Annotated in this window: 28 protein-coding genes; 9 read left to right on the forward strand and 19 right to left on the reverse strand. The window is 55.4% G+C overall.

Translation table 11 applies throughout. The features are described from left to right. Positions 1-159: 159 nt before the first annotated feature. Positions 160-822 (forward strand): iron-sulfur cluster repair protein YtfE, encoded by a 663-nt coding sequence (gene ytfE / locus ACOTXI_RS17555; RefSeq protein ID WP_058654306.1) that lies wholly within the window; start codon positions 160-162, stop codon positions 820-822. Between the two features lie 86 nt (positions 823-908). Here the strand turns inward: ytfE and cycA are convergent, their stop codons facing one another. After that, the gene (cycA, locus tag ACOTXI_RS17560) at positions 909-2,318 is read right to left on the reverse strand and encodes a D-serine/D-alanine/glycine transporter (RefSeq protein ID WP_058654307.1); all 1,410 of its coding nucleotides are present in this window, start codon (positions 2,316-2,318) and stop codon (positions 909-911) included. 312 nt (positions 2,319-2,630) lie between these two features. Further along, positions 2,631-3,251 carry an FKBP-type peptidyl-prolyl cis-trans isomerase gene (fklB, locus tag ACOTXI_RS17565; RefSeq protein ID WP_008502892.1) on the reverse strand — a complete coding sequence of 207 codons (621 nt, stop codon included), beginning with the start codon at positions 3,249-3,251 and terminating at the stop codon, positions 2,631-2,633. A gap of 233 nt (positions 3,252-3,484) precedes the next feature. Here fklB and ACOTXI_RS17570 point away from each other — a divergent pair, with 233 nt between their 5' ends. Then, positions 3,485-4,129 (forward strand): OapA family protein, encoded by a 645-nt coding sequence (locus ACOTXI_RS17570; protein ID WP_023326556.1) that lies wholly within the window; start codon positions 3,485-3,487, stop codon positions 4,127-4,129. A gap of 68 nt (positions 4,130-4,197) precedes the next feature. Here the strand turns inward: ACOTXI_RS17570 and rplI are convergent, their stop codons facing one another. Genes rplI through rpsF form a run of 4 tightly spaced genes read right to left on the reverse strand, consistent with a single transcriptional unit; the run spans position 4,198 to position 5,637 of the window. Next, positions 4,198-4,647: a 50S ribosomal protein L9 gene (gene rplI, locus ACOTXI_RS17575; RefSeq protein ID WP_008502894.1), complete on the reverse strand. Its 450-nt coding sequence runs from the start codon at positions 4,645-4,647 to the stop codon at positions 4,198-4,200. Between the two features lie 41 nt (positions 4,648-4,688). Next, a complete protein-coding gene (rpsR, locus tag ACOTXI_RS17580) occupies positions 4,689-4,916 on the reverse strand; it encodes a 30S ribosomal protein S18 (protein ID WP_000135199.1) in 228 nt (75 codons plus the stop codon). Positions 4,917-4,920: 4 nt separating this feature from the next. Beyond that, positions 4,921-5,235 carry a primosomal replication protein N gene (gene priB / locus ACOTXI_RS17585; protein ID WP_008502895.1) on the reverse strand — a complete coding sequence of 105 codons (315 nt, stop codon included), beginning with the start codon at positions 5,233-5,235 and terminating at the stop codon, positions 4,921-4,923. A 6-nt stretch (positions 5,236-5,241) separates the two neighbouring features. Next, entirely contained in the window at positions 5,242-5,637 is a 396-nt protein-coding gene (rpsF, locus tag ACOTXI_RS17590) for a 30S ribosomal protein S6 (RefSeq protein WP_008502896.1), read from the reverse strand. A 338-nt stretch (positions 5,638-5,975) separates the two neighbouring features. On the opposite strand from rpsF, the gene yjfY reads away from it, so the two are divergent. Continuing rightward, positions 5,976-6,251, forward strand: a complete 276-nt coding sequence (gene yjfY, locus ACOTXI_RS17595) for a DUF1471 family protein YjfY (protein ID WP_058653830.1) — start codon at positions 5,976-5,978, stop codon at positions 6,249-6,251. Positions 6,252-6,391: 140 nt separating this feature from the next. On the opposite strand, the gene ACOTXI_RS17600 is transcribed toward yjfY, so the two are convergent. The 6 genes from ACOTXI_RS17600 to ulaA are packed head-to-tail and all read right to left on the reverse strand — an operon-like array spanning position 6,392 to position 10,799. Beyond that, complete coding sequence (locus ACOTXI_RS17600; RefSeq protein ID WP_025911930.1) at positions 6,392-7,078, reverse strand: L-ribulose-5-phosphate 4-epimerase; 687 nt, start codon at positions 7,076-7,078, stop codon at positions 6,392-6,394. Further along, a complete protein-coding gene (locus ACOTXI_RS17605; protein WP_032655247.1) occupies positions 7,071-7,931 on the reverse strand; it encodes an L-ribulose-5-phosphate 3-epimerase in 861 nt (286 codons plus the stop codon). Before ACOTXI_RS17605 ends, ACOTXI_RS17600 begins: the two co-directional genes overlap by 8 nt. A gap of 9 nt (positions 7,932-7,940) precedes the next feature. Further along, positions 7,941-8,591 (reverse strand): 3-keto-L-gulonate-6-phosphate decarboxylase UlaD, encoded by a 651-nt coding sequence (ulaD, locus tag ACOTXI_RS17610; protein ID WP_058653829.1) that lies wholly within the window; start codon positions 8,589-8,591, stop codon positions 7,941-7,943. A 12-nt stretch (positions 8,592-8,603) separates the two neighbouring features. Continuing rightward, positions 8,604-9,071, reverse strand: a complete 468-nt coding sequence (gene ulaC / locus ACOTXI_RS17615) for a PTS ascorbate transporter subunit IIA (protein WP_058653828.1) — start codon at positions 9,069-9,071, stop codon at positions 8,604-8,606. Positions 9,072-9,080: 9 nt separating this feature from the next. Then, a complete protein-coding gene (gene ulaB / locus ACOTXI_RS17620) occupies positions 9,081-9,386 on the reverse strand; it encodes a PTS ascorbate transporter subunit IIB (protein ID WP_003856022.1) in 306 nt (101 codons plus the stop codon). Positions 9,387-9,398: 12 nt separating this feature from the next. Then, positions 9,399-10,799 carry a PTS ascorbate transporter subunit IIC gene (gene ulaA / locus ACOTXI_RS17625; protein WP_021240705.1) on the reverse strand — a complete coding sequence of 467 codons (1,401 nt, stop codon included), beginning with the start codon at positions 10,797-10,799 and terminating at the stop codon, positions 9,399-9,401. Between the two features lie 359 nt (positions 10,800-11,158). On the opposite strand from ulaA, the gene ulaG reads away from it, so the two are divergent. Both ulaG and ulaR read left to right on the forward strand, forming a co-directional pair. Next, positions 11,159-12,223, forward strand: coding sequence for an L-ascorbate 6-phosphate lactonase (gene ulaG, locus ACOTXI_RS17630; protein ID WP_006810379.1), 1,065 nt, complete (start codon positions 11,159-11,161; stop codon positions 12,221-12,223). A gap of 109 nt (positions 12,224-12,332) precedes the next feature. After that, positions 12,333-13,088 (forward strand): HTH-type transcriptional regulator UlaR, encoded by a 756-nt coding sequence (gene ulaR / locus ACOTXI_RS17635; RefSeq protein WP_008502904.1) that lies wholly within the window; start codon positions 12,333-12,335, stop codon positions 13,086-13,088. Here the strand turns inward: ulaR and yjfP are convergent. After that, positions 13,085-13,807: an esterase gene (gene yjfP / locus ACOTXI_RS17640; RefSeq protein WP_058653827.1), complete on the reverse strand. Its 723-nt coding sequence runs from the start codon at positions 13,805-13,807 to the stop codon at positions 13,085-13,087. The two genes, ulaR and yjfP, sit on opposite strands and share 4 nt — an antisense overlap. Positions 13,808-13,944: 137 nt before the next feature. On the opposite strand from yjfP, the gene bsmA reads away from it, so the two are divergent. The 3 genes from bsmA (at position 13,945) to ACOTXI_RS17655 (ending at position 16,802) form a co-directional block, all read left to right on the forward strand. Beyond that, complete coding sequence (bsmA, locus tag ACOTXI_RS17645) at positions 13,945-14,274, forward strand: biofilm peroxide resistance protein BsmA (RefSeq protein WP_023616161.1); 330 nt, start codon at positions 13,945-13,947, stop codon at positions 14,272-14,274. Positions 14,275-14,410: 136 nt separating this feature from the next. After that, the gene (gene yjfN, locus ACOTXI_RS17650; protein WP_021240708.1) at positions 14,411-14,698 is read left to right on the forward strand and encodes a DUF1471 family protease activator YjfN; all 288 of its coding nucleotides are present in this window, start codon (positions 14,411-14,413) and stop codon (positions 14,696-14,698) included. A gap of 172 nt (positions 14,699-14,870) precedes the next feature. Beyond that, complete coding sequence (locus tag ACOTXI_RS17655) at positions 14,871-16,802, forward strand: methyl-accepting chemotaxis protein (RefSeq protein ID WP_058653826.1); 1,932 nt, start codon at positions 14,871-14,873, stop codon at positions 16,800-16,802. Here the strand turns inward: ACOTXI_RS17655 and ACOTXI_RS17660 are convergent. Then, positions 16,799-18,421 (reverse strand): isovaleryl-CoA dehydrogenase, encoded by a 1,623-nt coding sequence (locus ACOTXI_RS17660; RefSeq protein WP_058653825.1) that lies wholly within the window; start codon positions 18,419-18,421, stop codon positions 16,799-16,801. The two genes, ACOTXI_RS17655 and ACOTXI_RS17660, sit on opposite strands and share 4 nt — an antisense overlap. Positions 18,422-18,615: 194 nt before the next feature. Between ACOTXI_RS17660 and ACOTXI_RS17665 the strand changes: the two genes are divergently transcribed. Further along, a complete protein-coding gene (locus ACOTXI_RS17665; protein ID WP_023293450.1) occupies positions 18,616-19,890 on the forward strand; it encodes an MFS transporter in 1,275 nt (424 codons plus the stop codon). 91 nt (positions 19,891-19,981) lie between these two features. On the opposite strand, the gene rlmB is transcribed toward ACOTXI_RS17665, so the two are convergent. The 5 genes from rlmB to ACOTXI_RS17690 form a co-directional block, all read right to left on the reverse strand. Further along, complete coding sequence (gene rlmB / locus ACOTXI_RS17670; protein WP_058653824.1) at positions 19,982-20,713, reverse strand: 23S rRNA (guanosine(2251)-2'-O)-methyltransferase RlmB; 732 nt, start codon at positions 20,711-20,713, stop codon at positions 19,982-19,984. A gap of 66 nt (positions 20,714-20,779) precedes the next feature. Continuing rightward, the gene (gene rnr, locus ACOTXI_RS17675; protein WP_008502912.1) at positions 20,780-23,221 is read right to left on the reverse strand and encodes a ribonuclease R; all 2,442 of its coding nucleotides are present in this window, start codon (positions 23,219-23,221) and stop codon (positions 20,780-20,782) included. A 38-nt stretch (positions 23,222-23,259) separates the two neighbouring features. Further along, positions 23,260-23,685 carry a nitric oxide-sensing transcriptional repressor NsrR gene (gene nsrR, locus ACOTXI_RS17680; protein ID WP_023293453.1) on the reverse strand — a complete coding sequence of 142 codons (426 nt, stop codon included), beginning with the start codon at positions 23,683-23,685 and terminating at the stop codon, positions 23,260-23,262. A gap of 192 nt (positions 23,686-23,877) precedes the next feature. Continuing rightward, the gene (locus ACOTXI_RS17685; RefSeq protein ID WP_006178975.1) at positions 23,878-25,176 is read right to left on the reverse strand and encodes an adenylosuccinate synthase; all 1,299 of its coding nucleotides are present in this window, start codon (positions 25,174-25,176) and stop codon (positions 23,878-23,880) included. 104 nt (positions 25,177-25,280) lie between these two features. After that, positions 25,281-25,478, reverse strand: coding sequence for a DUF2065 domain-containing protein (locus ACOTXI_RS17690; protein ID WP_003855996.1), 198 nt, complete (start codon positions 25,476-25,478; stop codon positions 25,281-25,283). Between the last annotated feature and the right edge of the window lie 35 nt (positions 25,479-25,513).

Genomic DNA, 25,513 nt, shown 5'->3' on the forward strand with positions numbered 1-25,513 from the left:
AAGTTTCGAAACCACTTTCCTGAACCCATTCAGAGAGTTAAATCGGATATTTTTTTGTGATCTGCATCTCACTTTTACCCGTCCCTCTAAAGGGTTATAGCGTCGTTTATAAGATGCATTTAATATGCATCTTATATTATTGATGATGAGGTAACTGCTATGGCCTTTCGCGACCAACCCCTGGGCGAGCTGGCGCTCTCCATTCCTCTCGCTTCTACGCTTTTTCGCAAATACGATATGGACTACTGCTGCGGCGGTAAGCAAACCCTGGCACGGGCGGCCTTACGCAAAGAGCTGAACGTTGAGGTGATTGAAGCCGAGCTGGCGAAGCTGGCCGAGCAGCCCGTCGACAAAGACTGGCGAACCGCTCCGCTCGCGGAAATCATCGACCATATCATCGTGCGTTACCATGACCGTCACCGTGAACAGCTGCCGGAGCTGATCCTGCAGGCGACCAAAGTCGAGCGCGTGCATGCCGACAAACCTTCCGTACCGCGCGGTCTGGCGAAATACCTGACCCTGCTGCACGAAGAGCTTTCCAGCCACATGATGAAAGAAGAGCAGATCCTCTTCCCGATGATTAAACAGGGAATGGGAAGCCAGGCAATGGGGCCCATCAGCGTGATGGAAAGCGAGCATGATGACGCGGGCGAACTGCTGGAAGTGATCAAACACACCACCCACAACGTCACGCCGCCGCCAGAAGCGTGCACAACGTGGAAAGCGATGTACAACGGCATTAACGAGATGATTGACGACCTGATGGAACACATCAGTCTTGAGAACAACGTTCTGTTCCCGCGGGCATTAGCGGGGGAATAAAAAAGCCCGGTGGCGCTAGCGCTTACCGGGCCTGCAAGGTCCTCGAACGTAGGCCGGGTAAGCGTCAGCGCCACCCGGCAACATGCTTAACGCATGCCAGCCATCCGTTTCTTACCGATAAACATCCAGCCCAGCCCCAGCGCGATAAACCACAGCGGCGTGACGATCAGCGCCTGACGGGTATCATCTTCCAGCGTCAGCAGAACCAGCACGAAGACGAAGAACGCCATGCACACCCAGCACATCAGCTTGCCCAGCGGCATCTTGTAGATCGATTTTTCATGCAGGTGTGGGCGCTGTTTGCGGTACACCAGATAGGAACAGAGGATGATGGTCCAGACGAACATAAACAGGATCGCTGAGACCGTGGTAATCATGGTGAACGCGCCAATCACGCTTGGGTTTATGTAGAGCATCACCACGCCGCCCAGCAGGCACATGCAGGAGAAGGTCAGCCCTTTCGCAGGTACCGCACGCTTAGACAGCTTGGCGAACGCGCTCGGCGCCACACCTTCCTGCGCCAGACCAAACAGCATACGGCTGGTTGAGAACACGCCGCTGTTCGCGGAAGACGCCGCTGAGGTCAGCACCACAAAGTTAATCAGGCTCGCTGCCGCAGGCAGCCCCACCAGCACGAACAGCTCAACGAACGGGCTCTTGCTTGGCACCACCGAGCTCCACGGCGTCACGGACATAATGATGATCAGCGCGAAGACGTAGAACATGATGATACGCACCGGAATGGAGTTGATGGCGCGCGGGAGAGATTTCTCCGGATCTTTGGTTTCCGCAGCGGTCGTTCCGACAAGCTCAATCCCTACAAACGCGAACACCGCAATCTGGAAGCCAGCAAAGAAGCCGCTAATGCCTTTCGGGAACCAGCCTCCATCATTCCACAGATGGGTAAACGACGCCTGAACGCCGGTTGGTGACTGGAAGTGGGTGAGCACCATCACCAGGCCCACCACGATGAGCCCGACAATGGCCACGATTTTGATCATCGCGAACCAGAACTCCATCTCACCGAACATTTTAACGGTGGCGAGGTTCAGGCTCAGCAGCAGAACAATAACCGCCAGCGAGGCCACCCAGTCCGACAGCCCGGGGAACCAGAACTGCGCATAGGCGGTTATCGCCACGACGTCCGCCATACCGGTCACGACCCAGCAGAACCAGTAGGTCCAGCCGGTGAAATAGCCCGCCCATGGCCCGAGCAGGTCTGAAGCGAAGTCGCTGAAGGATTTGTATTCGAGGTTCGAGAGCAGCAGCTCACCCATTGCACGCATCACGAAGAACAGCATAAAACCGATAATCATATAAACGAATATGATTGACGGTCCGGCGAGACTGATGGTTTTGCCTGACCCCATAAACAGCCCGGTACCGATGGCACCCCCAATAGCAATGAGCTGAATATGACGGTTTGTGAGATTGCGCCGTAGCGACTGTTCAGACGACGCCTCTTCGTCGGCGACGACTTTGACCTGATCTACCATGTGATATTTTCCTGTTTATGCCTGTCTGTGTTGTTAAGGCTCTTCTGGCCTTTAAATACGTCAAAAAAATGACGTTCCCTTGTTAGGGCTAATCGATATTAGGTAAGAATCGGCGGGATGAATACTATGATTTAGATATTATGTTAATAATATGTTGAAAGTGAGTGTCATATCACTCATGCAGCGCGAAACAGCTCACAAAAATACACGCAACAGTTTCGTTTGCAAGATAAAATATTGATTCCGACTTAACTATAGGTTTTCACGCTATTTTCCCCTCCCCAACCGGGGAGAGGAAATAAGAAAAGTCGATTACAGAATTTCCAGCAGCTCGACTTCAAAGACCAGAGTGCTGAATGGCGGGATGGACGCGCCAGCGCCGCGCTCGCCGTAAGCCAGGTTGTGCGGGATAGTCAGTTCCCATTTGGAACCGACTGGCATCAGGGTCAGCGCTTCGATCCAGCCCGCGATAACGCCATTCACCGGGAACTCAGCCGGTTCGCCGCGCGCGACGGAGCTGTCGAAGACGGTACCGTCGATCAGCTTACCGGTGTAGTGTACGCGAACGTGGTCGGTACGCGCCGGGATTGCGCCATCGCCCTGATTGATCACGCGGAACTGCAGACCAGACTCGGTGCTGTTCACGCCTTCACGCTCACGGTTCTCTTCCAGATATTTCACACCTTCGGCGGCCATCTCTTCAAAGCGCGCGCGACGCACGGCGTCAGCACGCTCGTGGATTTCACGCAGCGCACGGTGCACAACGTCAACCGGAACGGCAGGCTGTTTACCTTCCAGCGCGTCAGCGATACCCGCCACCAGCGCTTCAGGTAACAGACCTTCCAGGCCGGATTCGCTCAGCTGCTGTCCTACCTGCAAGCCGATACCGTAACTTGCCTGCGCTTCGATAGTGTCAAAAGTCGGGGTGGTCATGGGTTTTCCTTCCATCACATTTAAAGTAGCGGGCAGCATATCAGCCATGCCCTTATGGGTAAAACTTTGTCTGAAGTTAAGGTGACAAACCGCGACGAAACAGAAACAATAGAGAGAACCAGGATTAATCCCGAACTGATGTCACGGATGTCGGGTTTACTACGCCGTTCAGGCAGTTAGCAAACTATACTTCGGGGCACAGGATAAAAAATACGCGGAGCAGGAGGAGTGCCATGCCCGGGCGATTTGAACTGAAACCTACCCTGGCGAAAATCTGGCAGGCGCCGGACAATTTTCGCATCATGGATCCGCTGCCTCCTCTGCATCGCAGAGGGATCATCATTGGTGCGCTGATGGTGATTGTGGGCTTCCTGCTTCCTTCCGGTGGCGATGATGTTGATACTGCCCCCGTCACCCGCAATGCTCAGCTGGACCTTCAGTCGCAAACGCGACCGCAGCCTGACGCACAGCCGATGCAGACGCAGCTCGTTACCCCGTCTAACGATCCGGGTCAGGTCGCGCCGGTTGAGCCAGAGCCGATTCAGGACGAACAGCCACAGGAACAGGCCGCCGCCCCGTCTCAGCCTCAGACCCAACAGCCCACCGGCATTGAGCAACAGTGGCGTTCCTATCGCGTAGAGCCGGGGAAAACGCTGGCGCAGCTGTTCCGTGACCACAACCTGCCGCCGACAGACGTGTATGCCATGGCGAAGGTGGAAGGCGCGGGTAAACCGCTCAGTAACCTGCAGAATGGCCAGATGGTGCAAATTCGCCAGAATGCCAGCGGGGTGGTGACAGGGTTAACGATTGATACCGGAAATGGACAACAGGTGCTGTTTACCCGCCAGCCAGACGGCAGCTTTATCAGGGTACGTTAAGGGCGGGGTTCTGTAAAAAGCAAAACGCCGGCACAAGGCCGGCGTTTCAACGTGAGCAGAGTAAAAAATTACTCAGCTACAACGTTAACAACCAGTTTAGCGAACACTTCGCTGTGAACCTGGAAGTCAACTTCGTGCTCACCAGTGGTACGCAGAACGCCGTTCGGCAGACGAACTTCGCTCTTAGCCACTTTAACGCCTGCTGCAGAAACTGCATCAGCGATATCGCGGGTACCGATGGAACCGAACAGTTTACCTTCGTCGCCAGCTTTGGACGCGATGGTAACGGTGCCCAGTGCGTTGATTGCTTCAGCGCGAGCGTTAGCAGCCGCCAGAACGTCAGCCAGTTTGGCTTCCAGTTCAGCGCGACGTGCTTCGAAAAACTCTACGTTTTTCTTGGTAGCTGGAACAGCTTTACCCTGTGGAACCAGGAAGTTACGAGCGTAACCCGCTTTAACGTTTACCTGATCACCCAGGCTGCCCAGGTTTGCTACTTTATCAAGCAGAATAACTTGCATTACCTTATCCTCTTAAAGTCGTATTAATGGACCGTGCCCGATTACTGATGACGATCAGTGTACGGCAGCAGGGACAGGTAGCGAGCGCGTTTGATAGCGCGAGCCAGCTGACGCTGATATTTTGCACGAGTACCGGTGATACGGCTTGGGACAATCTTACCGCTTTCGGTGATGTAGTTTTTCAGCGTTGCGATATCTTTATAGTCGATCTCTTGAACGCCTTCCGCGGTGAAACGGCAGAACTTGCGACGACGGAAATAACGTGCCATATGGCTAGTCTCCAGAATCTATCAAATCAATCTGCTCGGCATGCAGAACCATTTTGCTCAGACCGTTCTTTGCCTTGTGGCAAGAGATGAACCCCTGAACGATTACTGCACTACCGACCGTTAAACTGTGAGTAATGGCCTGGTTTTCGTGTCCGCTAATAATAACGGGCATTTGGCACCACGCCTGCCGGTGAAACCCGGCTTCCTCTTGCACAGAACGATGCTCAAGCACGAACTGGCAATGCGGAATTCCTGATGGACTGACCTTTCGAAGGGGAGCCCTGCATACGATGCCGGACAACGCCAGACGGTTGGTCATCAGAAATTACTCTTCAGAATCCCCAGCATCAGAATCATCTGCGGTTTCGTTTGCGAAATCATCGCGACGCTCACGGCGCTCGTCTTTCGCTTTAACCATCGGAGATGCTTCGGTCACTGCGTTTTTGGTACGCATAACCATGCTGCGGATAACGGCATCGTTGAAGCGGAAGTTAGTTTCCAGCTCATCGATCACTTCCTGCGGCGCTTCAACGTTCATCAGAACGTAGTGTGCTTTGTGCAGTTTGTTGATCGGATAAGCCAGCTGACGGCGGCCCCAGTCTTCCAGACGGTGGATCGTGCCCGCTGCTGCAGTGATTGCACCAGTGTAGCGCTCGATCATACCCGGAACCTGTTCGCTCTGGTCAGGATGGACCATAAAAACGATTTCGTAATGACGCATCGAATTGCTCCTTACGGATTATTCAGCCTCCTGTCTGGGTCAGCCGAGGCCCGGGGAGGCAAGGAACGTGTTAAAGGTCGGCTGAAAAATTGACGCGTCATAATACTTGCGCGCCCCCGGAAACTCAAGCTGATTGCACAAATAATTCGCACAAAGCGCGAAGCGGGTCTAAGTGGGTGATTTAAAATTACTCACACCCGGAAGCGGTGTTTTTTTGAACAACTGCATCAGAAATGGTCACGCTTCCCCGCCGGAGGAATGATTACACTTTAATCAGAGATCACCTGAACAGAAGAAGGAGTCCCCCTCTCAGAGCACGCAGTCGTGGAGCGCATATCATGAAACAAATCGCATTAGCCCTAATGGCAGCGCTTTTGCTCAGTGCAAACGCGATGGCAGCCATCAAGATAGACAGCCGACAGGCCAGAAACATGGATGATGTGCACAGCTTAGGCGTAATCTATATTAATCATAATTTCGCCACCGAAAGCGAAGCAGATCAGGCACTAAATGAAGAGACCGACGCCCAGGGCGCAACCTATTACCACGTGATGTTAATCCGTGAGCCCGGCAGCAACGGCAATATGCACGCCAGTGCAGATATTTACCGATAACGCCTTAACGCTAGCACCAGGAAAGCCAACAACGAGAACATAGCCATAGTTGACGTTGCCCCCTGCCCGGGGGCTTTTTTTGTGAATGGCTCCGGAATACCACCGGTTACAACTGTTTTTCGGTATTCCAGAGCACTTATTCACTTCTGCCCGTAATAGGCATTCGGGCCATGCTTGCGCATGAAATGCTTGTTCATCAGGTAATCATCAATGCCCTGAAGCTGTGGGTTAATGCCGCGGGCAATCCACGCCATACGTGCCACTTCCTCCATGACGACCGCATTATGGACGGCGTCGTGGGCATCTTTTCCCCAGGCGAACGGGCCGTGCTGATACACCACAATCCCCGGCGTATGCAGCGGCTCGCATTCTCCCAGCGTGTCGATAATCACCTTTCCGGTGTTGAGCTCGTACTCTCCTTCCACTTCATCCTGCGTTAATGCGCGCGTGCAGGGGATGTCGCCAAAGAAGTAGTCCGCATGTGTCGTGCCCAGCGCCGGAATCGCCAGCCCCGCCTGTGCCCAGGCGGTCGCGTGCGTGGAATGAGTATGCACCACACCGCCAAGGGACGGATAACGCCGATACAGCGCCAGATGGGTCGCCGTGTCCGAAGAAGGACGCCATTTACCGTCAACGACGTTTCCTTCAAGATCGACCACCACCATATCGTCAGCCTTCATGGTGTCATACGCCACACCGCTCGGCTTAATCACGATCAGCCCCTGCTCGCGATCGATAGCGCTGACGTTGCCCCAGGTGAAGGTGACCAGGCCATAGCGGGGCAGATCCATGTTGGCTTCAAAGACCTGCTGTTTAAGCTTAAGCATGTTCAGCCTCCAGTAATCCCGCGCGCGCCATACGCTCGCGCACCCAGTCCCGCGCCTTTGCTACTTCCGCAGCAGGGTTGTCCGACGTTTCGCTCCACATCTCAATCAGGTAAGGCCCGCAATAGCCTGTCTGCTTGAGCGTCTCGAAGCACCGTTCGAAATCCACCACCCCGGTGCCGAACGGTACGTTTTTAAACACGCCAGGACGGGTATCTTTGACGTGCACCGCCACGATATGCCCTATGCCTGCCTGCAGCTCCATCTGCACGTCGTTATCCCATGCCGACAGGTTGCCGATATCGGGATAAAGCTGGAACCACGGGTTGTTCAGATAGTGCGCGTAGCCCAGCGCCTTACTGATGGAGTTCATCAGCGGGTAATCCATGATCTCCATTGCCAGCGTGACCTGCGCACGGCTGGCCATCTCAACGCTCTCTTTCAGACCATCACGGAAACGACGGCGCGTTTCATCGTTGGCTTCCTGATAGTAAACGTCATAACCCGCCAGCTGGATCACGCGGATACCCACGTCCTGCGCAAAGCGGATGGCTTTACGCATGATCTCCAGCCCCTGCGCGCGCACGGCATCATCTTCGCTGCCGAGCGGAAAACGACGATGAGCGCTCAGGCACATGGACGGCACGCGCACGCCCGTTTCCGCGATGGCGCTTACCAGTGCCAGGCGCTGGTCGCGGCTCCAGTCGAGGCGAGAAAGACGCTCGTCCGTCTCATCCACCGACATTTCGACAAAATCGAAGCCCAGCTGCTTCGCCAGCTGTAACCGCTCCAGCCAGCACTCCCCCGCGGGGAGTGCCTTTTCATAGATGCCAAGCGGGACCTGTTTTGACAACATACCCGCTCCTTAGACCCAAAGCTGAGCGATTGAGCGTTTGAACTGACGCGCGGCTTCCACCGGGGACGCCGCATCACGAATGCTGCGACCGGCAATAAAGACGTGAATCGGAATGCCCTTGAACAGCGGCAGATCTTCCAGCGCCAGACCGCCAGTGACGGTCACTTTGAAGCCCATATCGGCCAGACGTTTGATGGCGCTGATATCCGCGTCGCCCCACGCCACACCTGCGGCCTGGGCATCACGGCTGCGGTGATATACCACCTGCTGAATGCCCGCGTCGCGCCACTCCTGGGCCTGCTCCCAGGTCCAGAAGCCGGTCAGCTCAATCTGCACGTCGCCGTTAAACTCTTTTGCCACGTCCAGCGCGCCTTTGGCGGTGTTGATATCCGCACAGCAGATCACGGTGACCCAGTCGGCGTTGGCTTCGAAGCACATGCGGGAGAGGATTTTGCCTGCGTCGGCGATTTTGGCATCCGCCAGCACGATTTTATGCGGATAGAGCGCTTTCAGGTCGCGAACCGCACGAACGCCTTCGCCCACGCACAGAATGGTGCCCACTTCGATGATGTCCACTTCTTCCGCAATCAGGCGGGTGGTTTCGTAAGCGTGAGACAGCGTTTGGTTATCCAGCGCAACTTGCAACATGGGTAATGACATATTCAATTCCTCTTAAACGGCCGCCGCAGTGGCGTTATCAATTAAATCCAGCACGTCCTGCGCAGTGCGGCAGGCGCGTAAACGGTCAAAATTGGCTTCGTCATCAAACAGATTGACGATCTGCATGATGCCCACCTCCTGGTGGGTATTGGCATCGACAGCCGCCATAGTGATAAGGATGTCGACCGGGTCGTTATCTTCGTGGTTAAACACCAGCGGCGTTTTCAGCGTCACCATCGCGAAGCCGGTTTTCTTGACGCCCTCTTCCGGGCGGCCATGCGGCATCGCCAGGCCTGGCGCAATCACAAAGTAAGGGCCATGCTGCGCTACGCCATCCAGAATCGCCTGGTAGTAACGCGGCTCGACAACGTCAGCCTTAACCAGCAGATCCACACTCAGCTTCACCGCTTCCTGCCAGGTACTGGCTTCGGCCTGTAAAAGGATGGAGTTATTCTCTGCCAGCGAATCACGTAGTTTCATATGGCGTCCTTACTTCACGTCTTGTGGGAAGTGTTCTTTGATCACTTCCAGCAGTTTTGGTCCGAAATCCGCAGGCGACAGCATGTTGCGTACGCCCACCACATATTTATTACCCGACACACTAATTTCGCCGGCGATATGAGTAGAGGCGATGATGATGTCCGCGCCGTTCAGCTCACTTTTGTATTCACCCACTGCGCAGCTGTTCACCGTGTGGTCGATGTTGGACTGGGTTAAAAACTGGTCCACTTTCATCTTCATGATCATGGAGCTGCCTTGCCCATTACCACACACAGCCAGGATACGTACGGTCATAATCGAAACTCCTTAATGAGCAGACACTTCTGCTGTTTGTTTTTCCGCATCTTCTTCAGCTCGCAGCGAACGGCCAGCGAAGAACATATAAGCCAGAGCAATCAGGATGATGATGGCCATAAAGATCAGTCCGATGGAGGCAAAACCCTGCATCATCGGCGGTGCCAGAATTGACCAGTCCGCCATGCCCATCCAGGCGCTCATACCGGTGAGCTTGACCGCCCACACGCAGCCAAAGATTTCAACCATGCCCATTACCAGGCAGATCTTGAGCGCCGCGCGCCAGCCGCCGAAGTGGTTAGCGAATACGCCGATGGTGGCGTTGGAGAAGAACATCGGGATAAAGCCTGGAATAATCAGGATTGAGGAGCCGCAGCCGACCAGGATACCCACCGCAATCAGCTGGCCGATGGTGCCCCACATAAATCCCCAGACCACCGCGTTTGGCGCGAAGCTATAGATAGCGGCACAGTCGATGGCCAGTACCGCGCCAGGAATCAGGCGCTGAGAAATACCGTTGAAAGCTTCAGACAGTTCGGCGACGAACATACGCACGCCCTGAGTAATGATGAAAATAGCCACGGCGAAAGAGAAACCGGTCTGCAGGATGTAAACCGTCCAGTGGGTTTTCCCCGCCATCGCCTGCACCACATCAATACCGAAGGAGAGCAGAATGGCGCCGAAGAAGAGGGTCATCACAATCGCGGTCGACACGATGTTGTCATGGAAGATATTCAGCCAGCCAGGCAGCTTAAGGTCTTCAACACTCTCTTCTTTTTTACCCAAGTACGGCGCAACTTTGTAAGCAATCCAGGCAGCAAACTGTTGCTGGTGACCGATGGAAAAACCGCAACCGTCGGTCACTATCTGGGTTGGCTTGTACATCATGTTGGAAGTGATACCCCAGTAGAGCGAGACCAGCACCGCGGTGCAGATAATCGTGGTCCACATTGGGTAACCGAAGATATAGAGAGAAACCGCAATCAGCCCCGCCTGCTGGAACATAATGTGCCCAGTGAGCATGATGGTGCGAATACCGGTAATGCGGCGCAGCAGAACATAGATAATGTTCAGCGCCAGCGCGAGCAGAACGGCGTAACCTACCCAGCTATAGGCATCGCCCATACGATCGATGGTCGCCATCATTGAGGCGTAGGTATCAGAGATAGCCCCATTAATGCCATACACTTCCGACATTTTGGCAACGACTGGCTTAAACGTGCTGGTCAGTATGCCCGACCCCGCCTGCAACAGCATGAAACCGATAATGGTTTTGATGGTGCCTTTAATAATCACGCTGACGCTTTTACGCAGCAGGATATATCCCAGGCACGTCACGATACCCAGCAACAGCGGGGCGTTGGTCATTACCTGATTAAAGAAAACGGTAAAGACGTTGTAGAGGATCTCCATAACTCTCTCCAGAAATGAGAACACGAGGGGCAATCCCTGTGCGGTTGGTGCCATCACTCTATTAATCACAAATAATCACCACAAGATTGAATTTGATTATTTGTGACGCATCACGCAATTTATTTCCCTTCAGTTAGTAATGATTTTCACTACCGCACAAATGAAATAAATTAGTCCTTATAATTCATGAAATTAATGTTTATTACGCGATAATCTAACAAGTAACAAGCAGAGAGTCTGTGACGTTGAGCAGATAAAATTCCGCATTTTCGCTATTGCAAAGCGCGTAAAATGGTGCCAGCATTAATCACAACGAATCACAATGTGATTACTTTTGATTAAAACCAGGAGTCAAAACGATGAGTAAAGTGAAAACCATCACCCGTGAATCATGGATTCTGAGCACCTTTCCGGAGTGGGGTAGCTGGCTGAACGAAGAAATCGAGCAGGAACAGGTTGCTCCTGGCACGTTTGCAATGTGGTGGCTGGGTTGCACCGGGATCTGGCTGAAATCAGAAGGTGGCGCCAATATCTGCGTCGATTTCTGGTGCGGCACCGGCAAACAGAGCCACGGTAACCCGCTGATGAAAAAAGGCCACCAGATGCAGCGTATGGCCGGCGTTGAAAAACTCCAGCCGAACCTGCGCACTACACCGTTTGTGCTTGATCCTTTTGCCATTCGTCAGATCGATGCCGTGCTCTCTACCCACGATCACAACGACCATATTGATGTAAACGTGGCGGCAGCGGTGATGCAAAACTGCGCGGACGATGTGCCGTTTATCGGGCCGCAGACCTGCGTGGATCTCTGGATTGGCTGGGGTGTGCCGAAAGAGCGCTGCATCGTGATGAAACCGGGCGACGTGGTGAAAATCAAAGACATTGAAATCCATGCTCTTGATGCCTTTGACCGTACCGCTCTGATTACGCTGCCGGCCGATCAAAAAGCGGCAGGTGTACTGCCAGACGGCATGGACGAGCGCGCGGTGAATTACCTGTTCAAAACGCCGGGCGGCTCCCTGTATCACAGCGGTGACTCCCACTACTCCAACTACTACGCTAAGCACGGTAACGAGCATCAGATTGACGTGGCTCTGGGCTCCTACGGCGAGAACCCGCGCGGTATTACGGATAAAATGACCAGCGCCGACATGCTGCGCATGGCGGAAGCGCTGAACACCAAAGTCGTTATTCCGTTCCACCACGATATCTGGTCAAACTTCCAGGCCGATCCGCAGGAAATTCGCGTGTTGTGGGAGATGAAAAAAGACCGCCTGAAGTACGGCTTCAAGCCATTTATCTGGCAAGTGGGCGGCAAGTTCACCTGGCCGCTGGACAAAGACAATCTTGAGTACCACTACCCGCGTGGTTTCGATGATTGCTTCACCATTGAGCCTGACCTGCCGTTTAAGTCCTTCCTCTGATTCCGAGGCCACATCGCCAGACTTGTGTCTGGCGATTTCATATTTATTTTAGTAATTTCACGCTATTTCAAATATCATCTTTTCAAATCAATTCTTATCGGAATAGCTCATGACGGAAGCGCAACGGCATCAAATTTTACTGGAACTCCTGGCGCAAACAGGGTTTATCACCGTCGAGAAAGTGATCGAACGTTTAGGGATTTCCCCCGCCACCGCGCGGCGAGACATTAACAAGCTGGATGAAAGCGGCAAGCTGAAAAAAGTTCGCAACGGTGCGGAAGCCATTAGCCAGCAGCGCCCCCGCTGGACGCCGATGAACATTCATCAGGCGCAGAATCACGATGAAAAAGTGCGGATCGCCAGAGCCGCGTCGCAGCTGGTGAATCCCGGTGAGAGCGTCGTTATCAACTGCGGCTCTACGGCGTTTTTGCTGGGCCGCGAGATGTGCGGCAAGCCGGTGCAAATCATCACGAACTACTTACCGCTCGCCAACTATCTCATCGATCAGGAGCATGAGAGCGTGGTGATCATGGGTGGTCAGTACAATAAAAGTCAGTCGATTACGCTTAGCCCACAGGACAGCGAAAACAGTCTCTACGCCGGACACTGGATGTTTACCAGCGGCAAAGGCCTGACCGCTGAAGGTTTGTATAAAACCGATATGCTGACCGCGATGGCGGAACAAAACATGCTCAACGTGGTAGGCAAACTCGTGGTGCTGGTCGACAGCAGTAAAGTCGGTGAACGCGCAGGCATGCTGTTCAGCCGCGCAGAACAGATCGACCTGGTGATCACCGGCAAAGGGGCTAACCCCGAGATCCTCCAGAAGCTGGAAGATCAGGGAGTAAAAGTGCTGCGCGTTTAAAGGTGCTGGCGGAAAAACGCTACCGTGGCGTCCAGCGCCGCTGGCGTAATGCGGTGGCGAACGCCTGATTCCCACAAACAGGTCAGATTACCGTCCAGCCCTTCCTTCTTTAACGCCTGCTGCAGGCGGAAGGTACCGTCAAGTGGCACCACATCATCCGCGTCACCGTGCCACAGCAAAAGCGGTCGATCTGCGAGGCGAGGCAATGCCCGGGTTACTTCCCACTCTTCCAGCCTCGCGGTGATTTCCGCTAAATCCTGAGGGGGAAAAAGGGTCTTCGCCAGCGAGGTAAAATAACCCGAGCCCATCAGACAGGCGACCGACCTCACTTCTGGATGGTGCGTCATGATCCCCAGGGCTGTCATACCGCCCATCGACGCCCCGGCCACGGCCAGACGATGCTCGGCCACCAGCCCTGCCTCATAAAGCGCATCACGCAATCCGGCAAACTCGGTCAGACTCCCGTGCAGTATGTGCCAGAACTGCCCAAGGCGCGCCTGCTCATTACCCATAAATCGTGCGCCGTGGTCAGGCGCATCCGGCATCACCACGCGAAAACCTGCCTGCGCCAGCGCGACCGCAAAGTAACTGTAAACCAGCTTCGATGAGGTAAATCCATGATAAAAAACCACAACAGGCAGCGGTTTATCACGTTTACCCGCTGGCATAGCGTGTAAAATTTCATGGTCGCCGAGATGGCGTATTTCAATTTCAATCATTGTCGACCCTGCACGAATGGATGATTCATAATGTTGAGAACTGGATTACGGTTTCAGGCTATTTTCATTCGAAAATTACGTCCCAGCTAACACTTCGGGAACATTCCCCCAAAACTAAATTCACAGACAACTACACTATGGCTATCAGGAAACGAGATATGGTTATGCACAGGTTTGCTGCTTTATTGCTGGTGTTTCTGCTTAGCGGCTGTAGCGCACTGCAGGGAACACCGCAACCCGCTCCCCCGGTTGCCGATCATCCGCAGGAGATTCGTCGTAATCAGACGGAAGGATTACAACGAATGGGCACCGTCTCCGCGCTGGTTCGCGGTTCGCCGGATGACGCAGAAGAGGCAATAAAGGCACAAGCTGTCGCCGCCAAAGCAGATTATTACGTCATTATTATGATCGACGAAACCATCATAACGGGACAGTGGTATTCACAGGCCATTTTGTACCGAAAATAATGGTTTACCTTTGAACGACATTTACACTGCTTTGCGTCCATAGACATTTTCCTGTCCACAATAAACTCCATGCCAGCGACAAGGAATGGGGGTTTATTCGCGAAGGATTGCCCGGCGGATACCGGAAATATGTGAAATGGAGCTGACGATGAAACGAACTCTTGCTTTGACCTCTCTGTTGCTCTCCGCAGGCCTGGTGAGCACCACCGCGCAGTCAGCAGAATTCGCCAGTGCTGACTGTGTAACTGGCCTGAATGAAATTGGCCAGATCTCCGTGAATAATATCTCGGGGAGCCCGCAAGACGTTGAACGCGTCGTGGCATTAAAGGCCGATGAGCAGGGTGCTTCCTGGTATCGCATCATCCAGATGCAGGAAGATAACCATATCGACCACTGGCGGGTACAGGCCATTCTCTACGTGTAAACTCCCTCCTGATAAAAGCCACTTATTTTTAGTGGCTTTTCGCTTTTGCAAATTTTTTATCTTATGAAAAACCAATCAATAACAACAAAATAACATTTTGTTACATTAATTCAGTAAACGTAATCTCCGCTCTGCCGTTGAAGAACCACACCTATTCAATGATGAGCAATTTATGATCAACGTTTTTCGCCGTGCAGGCCTGGGGGCGAAGCTGTCACTGCTTACGGGCGTCAGTGTCGCCACGCTGTTTCTGCTTTTCACTTTTCTGCTCAGTCAAAAAGCCAGCCAGCAGCTTGAAGCCCTTGCGGTAGAAGACCTGCACAATCAGTCCACCGGCATGGTCGACATGGTGCAGATGTTTAACACCAGCCTGAGTGAAGAGGTTGAGAGTTATACCCGGCTGTTTACCACCTTTTTACCGCAGCCACTGAATATTGATACTTCCCAGGCTCAGACGATTAACGGACTCAGCGTCCCGCTTCTGAAAGGCGGTGACACCGGACTGCATCAAAACAACACCCTGTCTGACGAGTTCCTGAACCGTACGGGAGCCATTTCGACGCTGTTTGTACGCAGCGGTAATGACTTTGTTCGCGTAGCAACCTCCCTGCGCAAAGAGAATGGCGAGCGGGCGATGGGCACCGTGCTGGATACCGCCAGCCCGGCCTTTGCCGCCGTCAACAGAGGGGAAGTCTACCGCGGACTGGCGCTGCTGTTTGGCAAACGCTATATCACCCAGTATCAGCCGGTTAAAAATGCCGAAGGACAGGTCATTGCGATCGTCTTTGTTGGCGTGGACATTACGCACTCCTGGAACGTCATGCGCGAGAAAATCCTCACCCGCCGCCTGGGCGAGAGCGGTCACTTCTTTGTGCTGGATCGCAGCAACGGCAAAACGCGCGGGCAATACCTGTTCCATGCCGGTGAAGAGGGGCAGTTGCCGAAGTGGGACGACGCGACGCAGCAGCAGCTTCTGGGTGACAAGCCCGGCACCCTGGAACGCGTAAGCGACGACGGCCGCACGCTTAAAATGGCCTATACCCCGTTGCCAGGCTGGAACTGGACTATCGTGGGCGAAGTGGATAAATCGGTGCTGCTCTCAAGCGTTAACGCCATGCGCGATCGCTTCCTGCTGGCCGGCGTGGTCTTATCTATCCTGTTTGCTGGTCTGTTCGTGGTCCTTATTCGCCGTATGCTGACCCGACCGCTGAGCAATGTGATCCATCTTGCCCGGCAATATGCTGCAGGGGATCTCCGTTCCAGCCTGCCCGTGACGCGTCAGGACGAGGTCGGCCAGCTGATCGATGCCATTAACGGCATCGGCGGCGGCCTGCAAAAAATTGTTCTGCAGGTTCGCGAGGCCGCAGGCGAGATCCATTTGGGCACTAACGCGCTGGCTTCCGATACCGGCGAGATTTCTGAGCAGATCAACAAGCAGGCCAGCAGCGTGGAAGAGACCTCCGCCAGCATGGAGCAGCTAGCCGCCACCGTACAGCAAAATGCCGCCAACATGGAGCAAACGCAGCAGCTGGTGGGTGAAACCTCCCTCGCGGTCCATCAGGGCGGTGAGACGGTCACCCATGCCGTGTCGACCATGGACGACATTCGCGAGGCGTCAAAACGCATCGAAGACATCACGCGCGTGATTGAGTCCATCGCTTTCCAGACCAATATCCTGGCGCTGAATGCGGCAGTGGAAGCGGCCCGCGCGGGCGAGCATGGGAAAGGGTTTGCGGTGGTTGCGCAGGAAGTTCGCGCCCTGGCCGGACGCAGCGCCAACGCGGTGAAGGAGATTGAACAGCTGATTGGCGATACGCTCAGGAAAGTGAGCGAAGGCCATGCGCTGTCTGAACAGACGCGCCTGGCGATGGATGACATCATCATTCATATCGATAACATCAGCCAGCTGGTCACCGAGATTAACCATGCCTCACGCGAGCAGTCCGCAGGGATTGGCCAGGTGAATCTCGCCATGACCCACATTGGCGAAGCGTCGCATATTAATGCGGATCGTATCTCACGCAGCGAACAAACCGCTCAAACGCTGCGCGAGAAGGGGTCACATCTGGCTCAACTGGTGAGTCTGTTCCAGCTAAAAGACTAACCGACTCTGCCCGTCGCACGCAGCAGCAGGTCATTTTGCACCTGCTCGCTCATCAGCGTACCGCCACGGGTATCCAGCATCATGCGGCACCACGCCTGCGCCACCGGGGGCGATGCGTGCCGCAGCATTTCGCTTCCGGCACCCAGCAGGAAAAGCTGCTGCGCAATTTCCCGCCCCTGCGCCTCCTGCGGTTTACGCAGTTTTTGCTGAAGCTGTCGCCAGCTGCGGTCGAAGTGTCTGTCCTGCCCTTTTACCTGTGCAAACTCATCGGCAAGCAGATCGTGAATACCCGGCTGCTTCGCCAGCACGCGCAGCACGTCAAGGCACATGATGTTGCCGGACCCTTCCCAGATGCTGTTCACCGGCATCTCGCGATACAGGCGGGAAAGTTCGCTCTCCTCGCAGTACCCGACTCCGCCCAGCACCTCCATCGCTTCCGCCACAAACGGGATGCCCGCTTTGCACACGCTAAATTTCGCGGCCGGGGTAAACAGCCGCGCCCATGCCGCTTCCTGGGGATCCGCGCGTTTATCCCACGCCCGGGCCAGGCGGAACAGCAGCGCCGTTTGCCCCTCCAGCACCAGCGCCATCCGACTTAACACCTCACGCATGAGCGGCTGATCGATAAGATTTTTACCGAAGGTCTGACGCTGATGCGCGTGATACAGCGCCACGGACAGCGCACGACGCATCAGTCCGTGGCTGCCCAGCGCGCAGTCAAAGCGCGTCAGGCCGCCCATTTTGAGGATCTGCCGTACCCCTTCACCCTCTTCCCCCAGCAGCCAGCCGGAGGCATCAAGAAACTCTACCTCGCTGCTGGCGTTGGAGCGGTTCCCGAGCTTGTCCTTAAGGCGCTCCAGCCGGACGGCGTTGCGCTGTCCGTCAGGTAAAAAGCGCGGCACAAAAAAGCAGGACAACCCGCCCTTCGCCTGTGCCAGCACCAGATGCGCATCGCTTTGCGGGACGGAGAAAAACCATTTATGGCCCACCAGCCGGTAGCTGCCGTCGCTGCATTTTTCCGCTTTGGTGGTGTTGCTCAGCACGTCCGAGCCGCCCTGTTTTTCCGTCATCCCCATACCGATAAGCAGGCCGCGTTTTTGCGCGCCAGGCGCCAGATGAGGATCGTAGCGATCGCTGAGCAGCGGCGTCAGCCAGTCGTGAAATAGTTTAGGGAGCGCCTGCTGCAGGAGCGGTGTCGCGGCAAACGTCATGGTGACGGGACAAAGCGTGCCTGCCTCAACCTGAGCATGAAGCACAAAGCGTGCGGCCCGGGCGACAAAAGCCCCTTTACGCGCCTCCTCTTCCCATGCCAGGTTATGTACCCGATTGGCACACAGCCCCTGCATAAGCAGGTGCCATGCCGGGTGAAAGCGAACGTCATCCAGTCGCTCTCCGGTGGCGTCATAGCGAAGCAACTCCGGCGGATTCACGTTCGCCAGCCTGCCCAGCTCCAGCGACTCTGCGGTACCTAACTGCTGCCCGATGCTGGCGAGCAGTTCGATATCCCACTCGGCACCCTCACGCGAGACTGCGTCACGCAGCGCGCAGTCCGAGAGAAAAAGGTTGCTGTTAGAGAGTGGTGCAGGTTGATTGAAAACGGTATGAGTCTGCCAGTGCATACTGTCTCCCTCCTTCAGTGGCAATGTCGATAAGTATGGACAGACCGCGTACACGCTGCATGGGAGGGGAGTCACACGTTGACGATCCCGCTGATATCATTCGTGAAATAGCTCACAGAACATAAGAATAAACTATTTCATGACTTCGCTTTTGTTGAATAATTTATTCTCTCCCCCTTTCAGTGAGGAAAGTTATGCAACCGGATGCGCACAAGCGAGCATTAATTGCCGGCTCCATTGGTAACTTTATCGAGTGGTATGAGTTTGCGGTCTACGGTTTTCTGGCGACCGTCATTGCGAAGAACTTTTTTCAGCTTGAAGGGGAAGCGGGGCTTACCAGCCTGATCCTCACCTACGCCTCATTTGCCATCGCCTTCTTCTTCCGCCCGCTGGGGGCGGTGGTGTTTGGCCGCATCGGCGACCGGATTGGCCGTAAGCCGACGCTAATCATTGTGCTGGTGCTGATGACGCTCGCTACCGCCGCCATCGGCATTGTGCCGGTCTACGCCAGCATCGGGATTGCCGCCCCGCTCATTATTACACTGCTTCGCATCCTGCAGGGACTGTTCGCGGGCGGCGAGTACGGCGGTGCGGTCTCGCTGATGACGGAGTTCGCCCCGCGAGGCAAGCGCGGGCTCTATGGTGCCTGGCAGTCCTTTACCGTGGCGCTGGGGCTGTTAGCGGGTGCCGGCATCGTGGCGCTGCTCTCCGCCCTTCTCACGCCTGAAGCCCTGCACGACTGGGGCTGGCGCATTCCTTTCTTCCTGGCGCTGCCCATGGGCGCTGTTGCGCTGTGGCTTCGCGTCAGCATGGAGGAGACACCCAGCTTTGTGCAGCAGCAGGACAAACCGGCCGTCGCTCAGGCGGACATTGCCGCCACGCTCCGGGCCATCGTGATGGGGATTGGCCGCGTGATGGTCTGGTCTGCGGCGGGGTACACCTACCTGGTGATTATGCCGACCTATCTGCAGTCGGCGCTGCACACCGGGTTTAATCAGGCGCTGTTGATCGCAGTGATTTCGAACGTTGGGTTTGCGCTGACGATCATTCCATCGGGGATCCTTAGCGACCGGATCGGGCGTCGCACGGTGATGATTATCGCCACCGCGCTGCTGCTGATCCTCGCCCTGCCGCTGCTGAAACTTCTGCAGGCGGAGTCCAGCACGCTGGCGGTGAAAGCGATAGTAGTATTGATTGCGGGCGGTCTGGTGGGCATGCTGGCGGGGCCGGGCCCGGCGATGCTCTCTGAGATGTTCCCGACCCGCGTGCGCTATACGGGGCTGGGGCTGGCCTATTCGTTATCGAACGCGATTTTCTCGGGATGCGCAGGGTTAATCATAACCGGGCTGATTAAGCAGACGGGCAATCTAGATATTCCGGCGTACTACGTGATGGCGACGGCAGTAGTGAGTATTTTCGCGCTGATGACGCTGAGGAAGGATGACCATCTGCGGTCACTGGAGGAATGAGGTTAATGCCCGGTGGCGCTACGCTTACCGGGCCTACGGTACCGTGCCTTTGTAGGCCGGGTAAGGCGAAGCCGCCACCCGGCATAACAGGCTACCCGCGCTGACGCACCGCTTCAAACAGGCAGATGCCCGTCGCAACAGACACGTTCAGAGAGGACACGCTGCCCGCCATCGGGATGCTGATCAGCTCGTCGCAGTGCTCGCGCGTCAGGCGACGCATGCCTTCACCTTCCGCCCCCATCACCAGCGCCAGACGGCCGGTCATTTTGCTCTGATACAGGGTATGATCCGCTTCACCGGCAGTACCGACGATCCAGATGTTCTCTTCCTGCAGCATACGCATGGTGCGCGCCAGGTTGGTCACGCGGATCAGCGGAACGTTTTCCGCCGCGCCGCAGGCCACTTTCTTCGCCGTCGCGTTCAGCTGCGCGGAACGATCTTTCGGCACGATCACCGCATGCACGCCCGCCGCATCCGCACTACGCAGACACGCGCCGAGGTTATGCGGATCGGTAACGCCATCGAGGATCAGGAAGAACGGATTCTCCAGCTCGGCGATCAGATCCGGCAGATCGTTTTCCTGATACTGACGGCCCGGCTTCACGCGGGCGATAATCCCCTGGTGAACCGCGCCTTCACTTTTCTCATCCAGGAACTGGCGGTTAGCCAGCTGGATCACCACGCCCTGCGCTTCCAGGGCGTGGATCAGCGGCATCAGACGTTTGTCTTCACGCCCTTTCAGAATAAACACTTCATGAAAACGCTCCGGTGCGCGCTCGAGAAGGGCCTGCACCGCGTGGATGCCGTAAATCATTTCACTCATTGATGGTTCTCGTAATAAGTATTTCCCCTCTCCCGGTTGGGGAGAGGGTCAGGGTGAGGGGAGGATTTACTCCGCCTGCTTTTTCTTAGCCGCGCGCTTCGCTTTGGTGGCGGCCGCTATTTTCTGCGTCTTCGCGGAAGGTTTCTTCGCGGCACGGGCTTCTTTCTTCGCCGCCTTCGGCTTCTGCTTCTTCTCGCCGCGGAACGCGCTGTCCGGCTCGAAGTTCACCTTCTTACCGGCCTGACGGCGCTTGCCGCTCGTTTTGCCGTTTCCGCCTTTTTTCGCTCTTTCGCGCTCGGTTTTACCGACGTTACGCGGCGCGCGCTCGCTGGAGATCAGGCTGAAGTCGATTTTACGGTCGTCCATATTCACGGCCTCAACCTTCACTTCCACACGGTCGCCCAGACGATAGGTCTGGCCGCCAGATTCGCCGATCAGACGCTGGCCGACCTGGTCGAAGCGGTAGTAGTCGTTATCCAGGCTGGAGACGTGCACCAGACCGTCGATAAACAGCTCGTCCAGACGTACGAAGAAGCCAAAGCCGGTCACGCTGGCAATCACGCCTTTGAAGACGTTACCGACCTGGTCCAGCATAAAGTCACACTTCAGCCAGTCCGCCACGTCGCGGGTGGCCTCATCGGCACGGCGTTCGGTCATGGAGCAGTGCTGACCCAGCTGCAGCATCTCTTCCATCGAATAGTGGTAGCCACCGGTTTCAGTGGTGTTCCCTTTATGGCCTTGCTCCTGCGCCAGCAGATACTTGATCGCACGGTGCAGCGAAAGGTCAGGGTAACGACGGATCGGCGACGTAAAGTGGGCGTAAGACTGCAGCGCCAGGCCGAAGTGACCGCGGTTTTCCGGATCGTAAATCGCCTGCTTCATCGAGCGCAGCAGCATTGTCTGTAGCATTTCTGCATCAGGACGATCGCTAATGGATTCCAGCAGCTCGGCGTAATCGCGCGGCTCTGGCTTATTGCCGCCCGGCAGCTCCAGACCGAGCTCGGCCAGCACGGAGCGGAACGCGGTGATGGCTTCCGTCGACGGTTTATCGTGAATACGGAACAGCGCAGGCTCTTTGGCTTTCTCAACGAAGCGTGCCGCCGAGATGTTCGCCAGGATCATACACTCTTCAATCAGCTTGTGCGCATCGTTACGCTGAGTCTGCTCGATGCGCTCAATGCGGCGCTCGGCGTTGAAGATAAATTTCGCCTCTTCGCTCTCAAAGGAGATCCCGCCGCGCTCTTCGCGCGCCTGATCCAGTGTTTTGTAGAGGTTATGCAGCTCTTCGATGTGTTTGACCAGCGGCGCGTACTGTTCGCGCAGATCCTGGTCACCCTGCAGCATATGCCAGACCTTGGTGTAGGTCAGACGCGCATGCGAGCTCATCACCGCTTCGTAGAACTTGTAGCCGGTTAAGCGCCCTTTGTTGGAGATGGTCATCTCGCAAACCATACAGAGGCGGTCAACCTGCGGGTTCAGGGAACACAGGCCGTTAGACAGCACTTCCGGCAGCATCGGTACAACCTGCGACGGGAAGTAGACCGAAGTACCACGGCTGCGCGCTTCGTTATCCAGCGGGGTATGCGGACGAACATAGTAGCTTACGTCTGCAATCGCTACCCACAGACGCCAGCCGCCGCCGCGTTTTTTCTCGCAGTAGACGGCGTCATCGAAGTCACGGGCGTCTTCACCGTCGATCGTAACCAGCGGCAGGGAGCGGAGATCCACGCGGCCCACTTTGGATTCTTCCGGCACTTCTTCACGCAGGCTTTCGATCTGCTCTTCAACCGCTTTCGGCCAGATGTATGGAATTTCGTGGGTGCGCAGCGCCATATCAACGGCCATGCCGGTGCCCATATTATCGCCCAGCACTTCGACGATTTTACCTACCGCTTTGGTGCGACGGGTTGGGCGCTGGGTGAGTTCCACCACCACCACAAAGCCCATGCGGGCGCCCATCACCTCTTCAGGTGGGATCAGAATGTCGAAGCTCAGACGGCTGTCGTCCGGCACCACGAAGCCCACGCCCGCGTCGGTAAAGTAGCGACCAACAATTTGGCTAGTTTTTGGCACCAGGACGCGCACGACGCGCGCTTCTCGGCGACCTTTACGGTCAGCGCCCAGCGGCTGCGCCAGAATTTGGTCGCCGTGGATGCACATTTTCATCTGTTCAGATGAGAGATACAGATCGTCTTTACGGCCTTCCACGCGCAGGAAGCCGAAGCCATCGCGGTGACCAATGACGGTCCCTTTCAGCAGATCGAGGCGCTCTGGCAGCGCGTAGCACTGGCGGCGGGTAAAGACCAGCTGCCCGTCACGCTCCATCGCGCGCAGGCGGCGGCGAAGGGCTTCAATTTGCTCTTCACCTTCAATGTTTAATTCAACAGCAAGTTCTTCACGATTGGCGGGTTTTTCGCGTTTTGTTAAGTGTTCAATGATGAACTCGCGGCTGGGGATAGGATTCGCGTATTTTTCGGCTTCGCGTTCCTGGAAAGGATCGTGTGACATGTCGGTTCCTCCGTTGTCAGCTCCGGTGGAAATTTTCTTCATTCCACCAGCAATAATTTATAAAGCGGTTGATTCTCTTCAACCAAATCGGCCAGCGTGTAGTTATCCAGCTCCTTGAGAAAACTTTGCACGGCCTTAGAAAGCGCCTTTTTCAGGCGGCAGGCGGGCGTGATGTGGCAGAACTCGCTGCTGCAGTTCACCAGAGACAGCGGCTCCAGTTCACGTACCACATCGCCAACACGAATACTCTGTGCCGGTTTACCGAGACGGATCCCACCATTCTTCCCGCGGACGGCAGCAACGTATCCGGCACGACTAAGTTGATTGATTATTTTGACCATATGATTACGGGATACGCCGTAGACCTCAGTGACTTCAGAGATACTGGTCATTTTCCCATCGGGTAACGACGCCATGTAGATCAGCGCGCGTAAGCCGTAATCGGTGAAACTTGTTAACTGCACATCAACCTCAGGAAAAAGGGAAATCGCGGACAAACCGCAGAGATATTCATTAATGATGATAAACCAGCCAGATAGTTAGCGGCTAATTTATTTGACAGACGGGGCGAAAAAGCGGAGATCCAGGAGCGGTCGCCGGATGGCGCTACGCTTATCCGGCCTACGGGTCTCCCCGCAGGCCAGCAGTCACGAAGATTATGCGTCGAACGGGTCGCGCAGGATCATCGTTTCAGTACGATCCGGGCCGGTAGAAATAATATCGATCGGCACTTCGGTCAGTTCTTCAATACGCTTGATATAATCCAGCGCCGCCTGCGGCAGGCCGCTACGCTCTTTCACACCGAAAGTGGTCTCAGACCAGCCCGGCATGGTTTCGTAGATTGGCTCAATGCCTTCCCAGTCGTCAGCAGCCAGCGGCGTGGTGGTCACTTCGCGGCCATCAGGCATACGGTAGCCTACGCAGATTTTCACTTCTTTCAGGCCGTCCAGTACGTCCAGCTTGGTCAGGCAGAAGCCAGACAGGGAGTTGATCTGTACTGCACGACGCACGGCAACCGCATCCAGCCAGCCGGTACGACGACGACGACCGGTGGTCGCGCCAAACTCGTTACCCTGCTTGCACAGGAACTCGCCGGTTTCATCAAACAGTTCGGTCGGGAATGGACCCGCACCTACGCGAGTAGAGTACGCTTTGATGATGCCCAGAACGTAATCCACATAACGTGGACCCAGGCCAGATCCGGTCGCCACGCCACCCGCGGTGGTGTTGGAAGAGGTTACGTACGGATAGGTACCGTGGTCGATGTCCAGCAGCGTACCCTGCGCACCTTCGAACATGACGAAATCGCCACGCTTGCGCGCCTGGTCCAGCAGATCGGACACATCAACAACCATACCGGTCAGAATGTCTGCAATCGCCATGACGTCATCCAGCACTTTCTGGTAGTCAACAGCGTCAGCTTTGTAGAAGTTCACCAGCTGGAAGTTGTGATATTCCATCACTTCTTTCAGTTTTTCAGCGAAGGTTGCTTTGTCGAAGAGGTCACCCACGCGCAGACCGCGACGAGCCACTTTATCCTCGTAAGCCGGGCCGATACCACGACCGGTGGTGCCGATCGCTTTCGCGCCACGCGCTTTTTCACGCGCAACGTCCAGCGCCACGTGATAATCCAGGATCAGCGGGCAGGCTTCGGAGAGCAGCAGACGCTCACGAACAGGGATACCACGGTCTTCCAGACCTTTCATCTCTTTCATCAGCGCCGCTGGAGACAGCACAACGCCGTTACCGATGATGCTGGTGACGTTTTCGCGAAGAATGCCTGATGGAATAAGATGGAGGACGGTTTTTTCACCGTTGATTACGAGAGTATGGCCTGCGTTGTGACCGCCCTGGTAGCGCACAACATATTTAGCCCGTTCAGTCAGAAGATCAACAATCTTCCCTTTACCTTCGTCACCCCATTGGGTGCCCAGTACGACGACGTTGTTACCCATTTTTTTCAAAATCACCGTTTGCTTAAAAATGGATTCTACCATCGCTTTTTCAGATATACAGCACTTTTTGACCTCAGAATATCCCAAATCCGACCACTTTTTGATCAGCCAATCGTTTTCCTCAACATGTAGTAGATCACGATGCCCGCAACCACAAGACCGCCGCCAAAACGACGTAAAATATTATCCGGCAGTTGGCTCATGGTGGCGATCATTCGACGCCAGGCGCGTGGATAGAGCATCGGTCCCAGACCTTCCAGCACCAGGACCAGGGCCAGCGCGAGCCAGATCGTTGAATTCATTTTTGTTCCTTATAAAAGAAAACCACCGCTCCGTG

The sequence above is a fragment of the Enterobacter cloacae complex sp. BZL2005 genome (assembly GCF_049238885.1).
GTDB lineage: Bacteria > Pseudomonadota > Gammaproteobacteria > Enterobacterales > Enterobacteriaceae > Enterobacter > Enterobacter roggenkampii.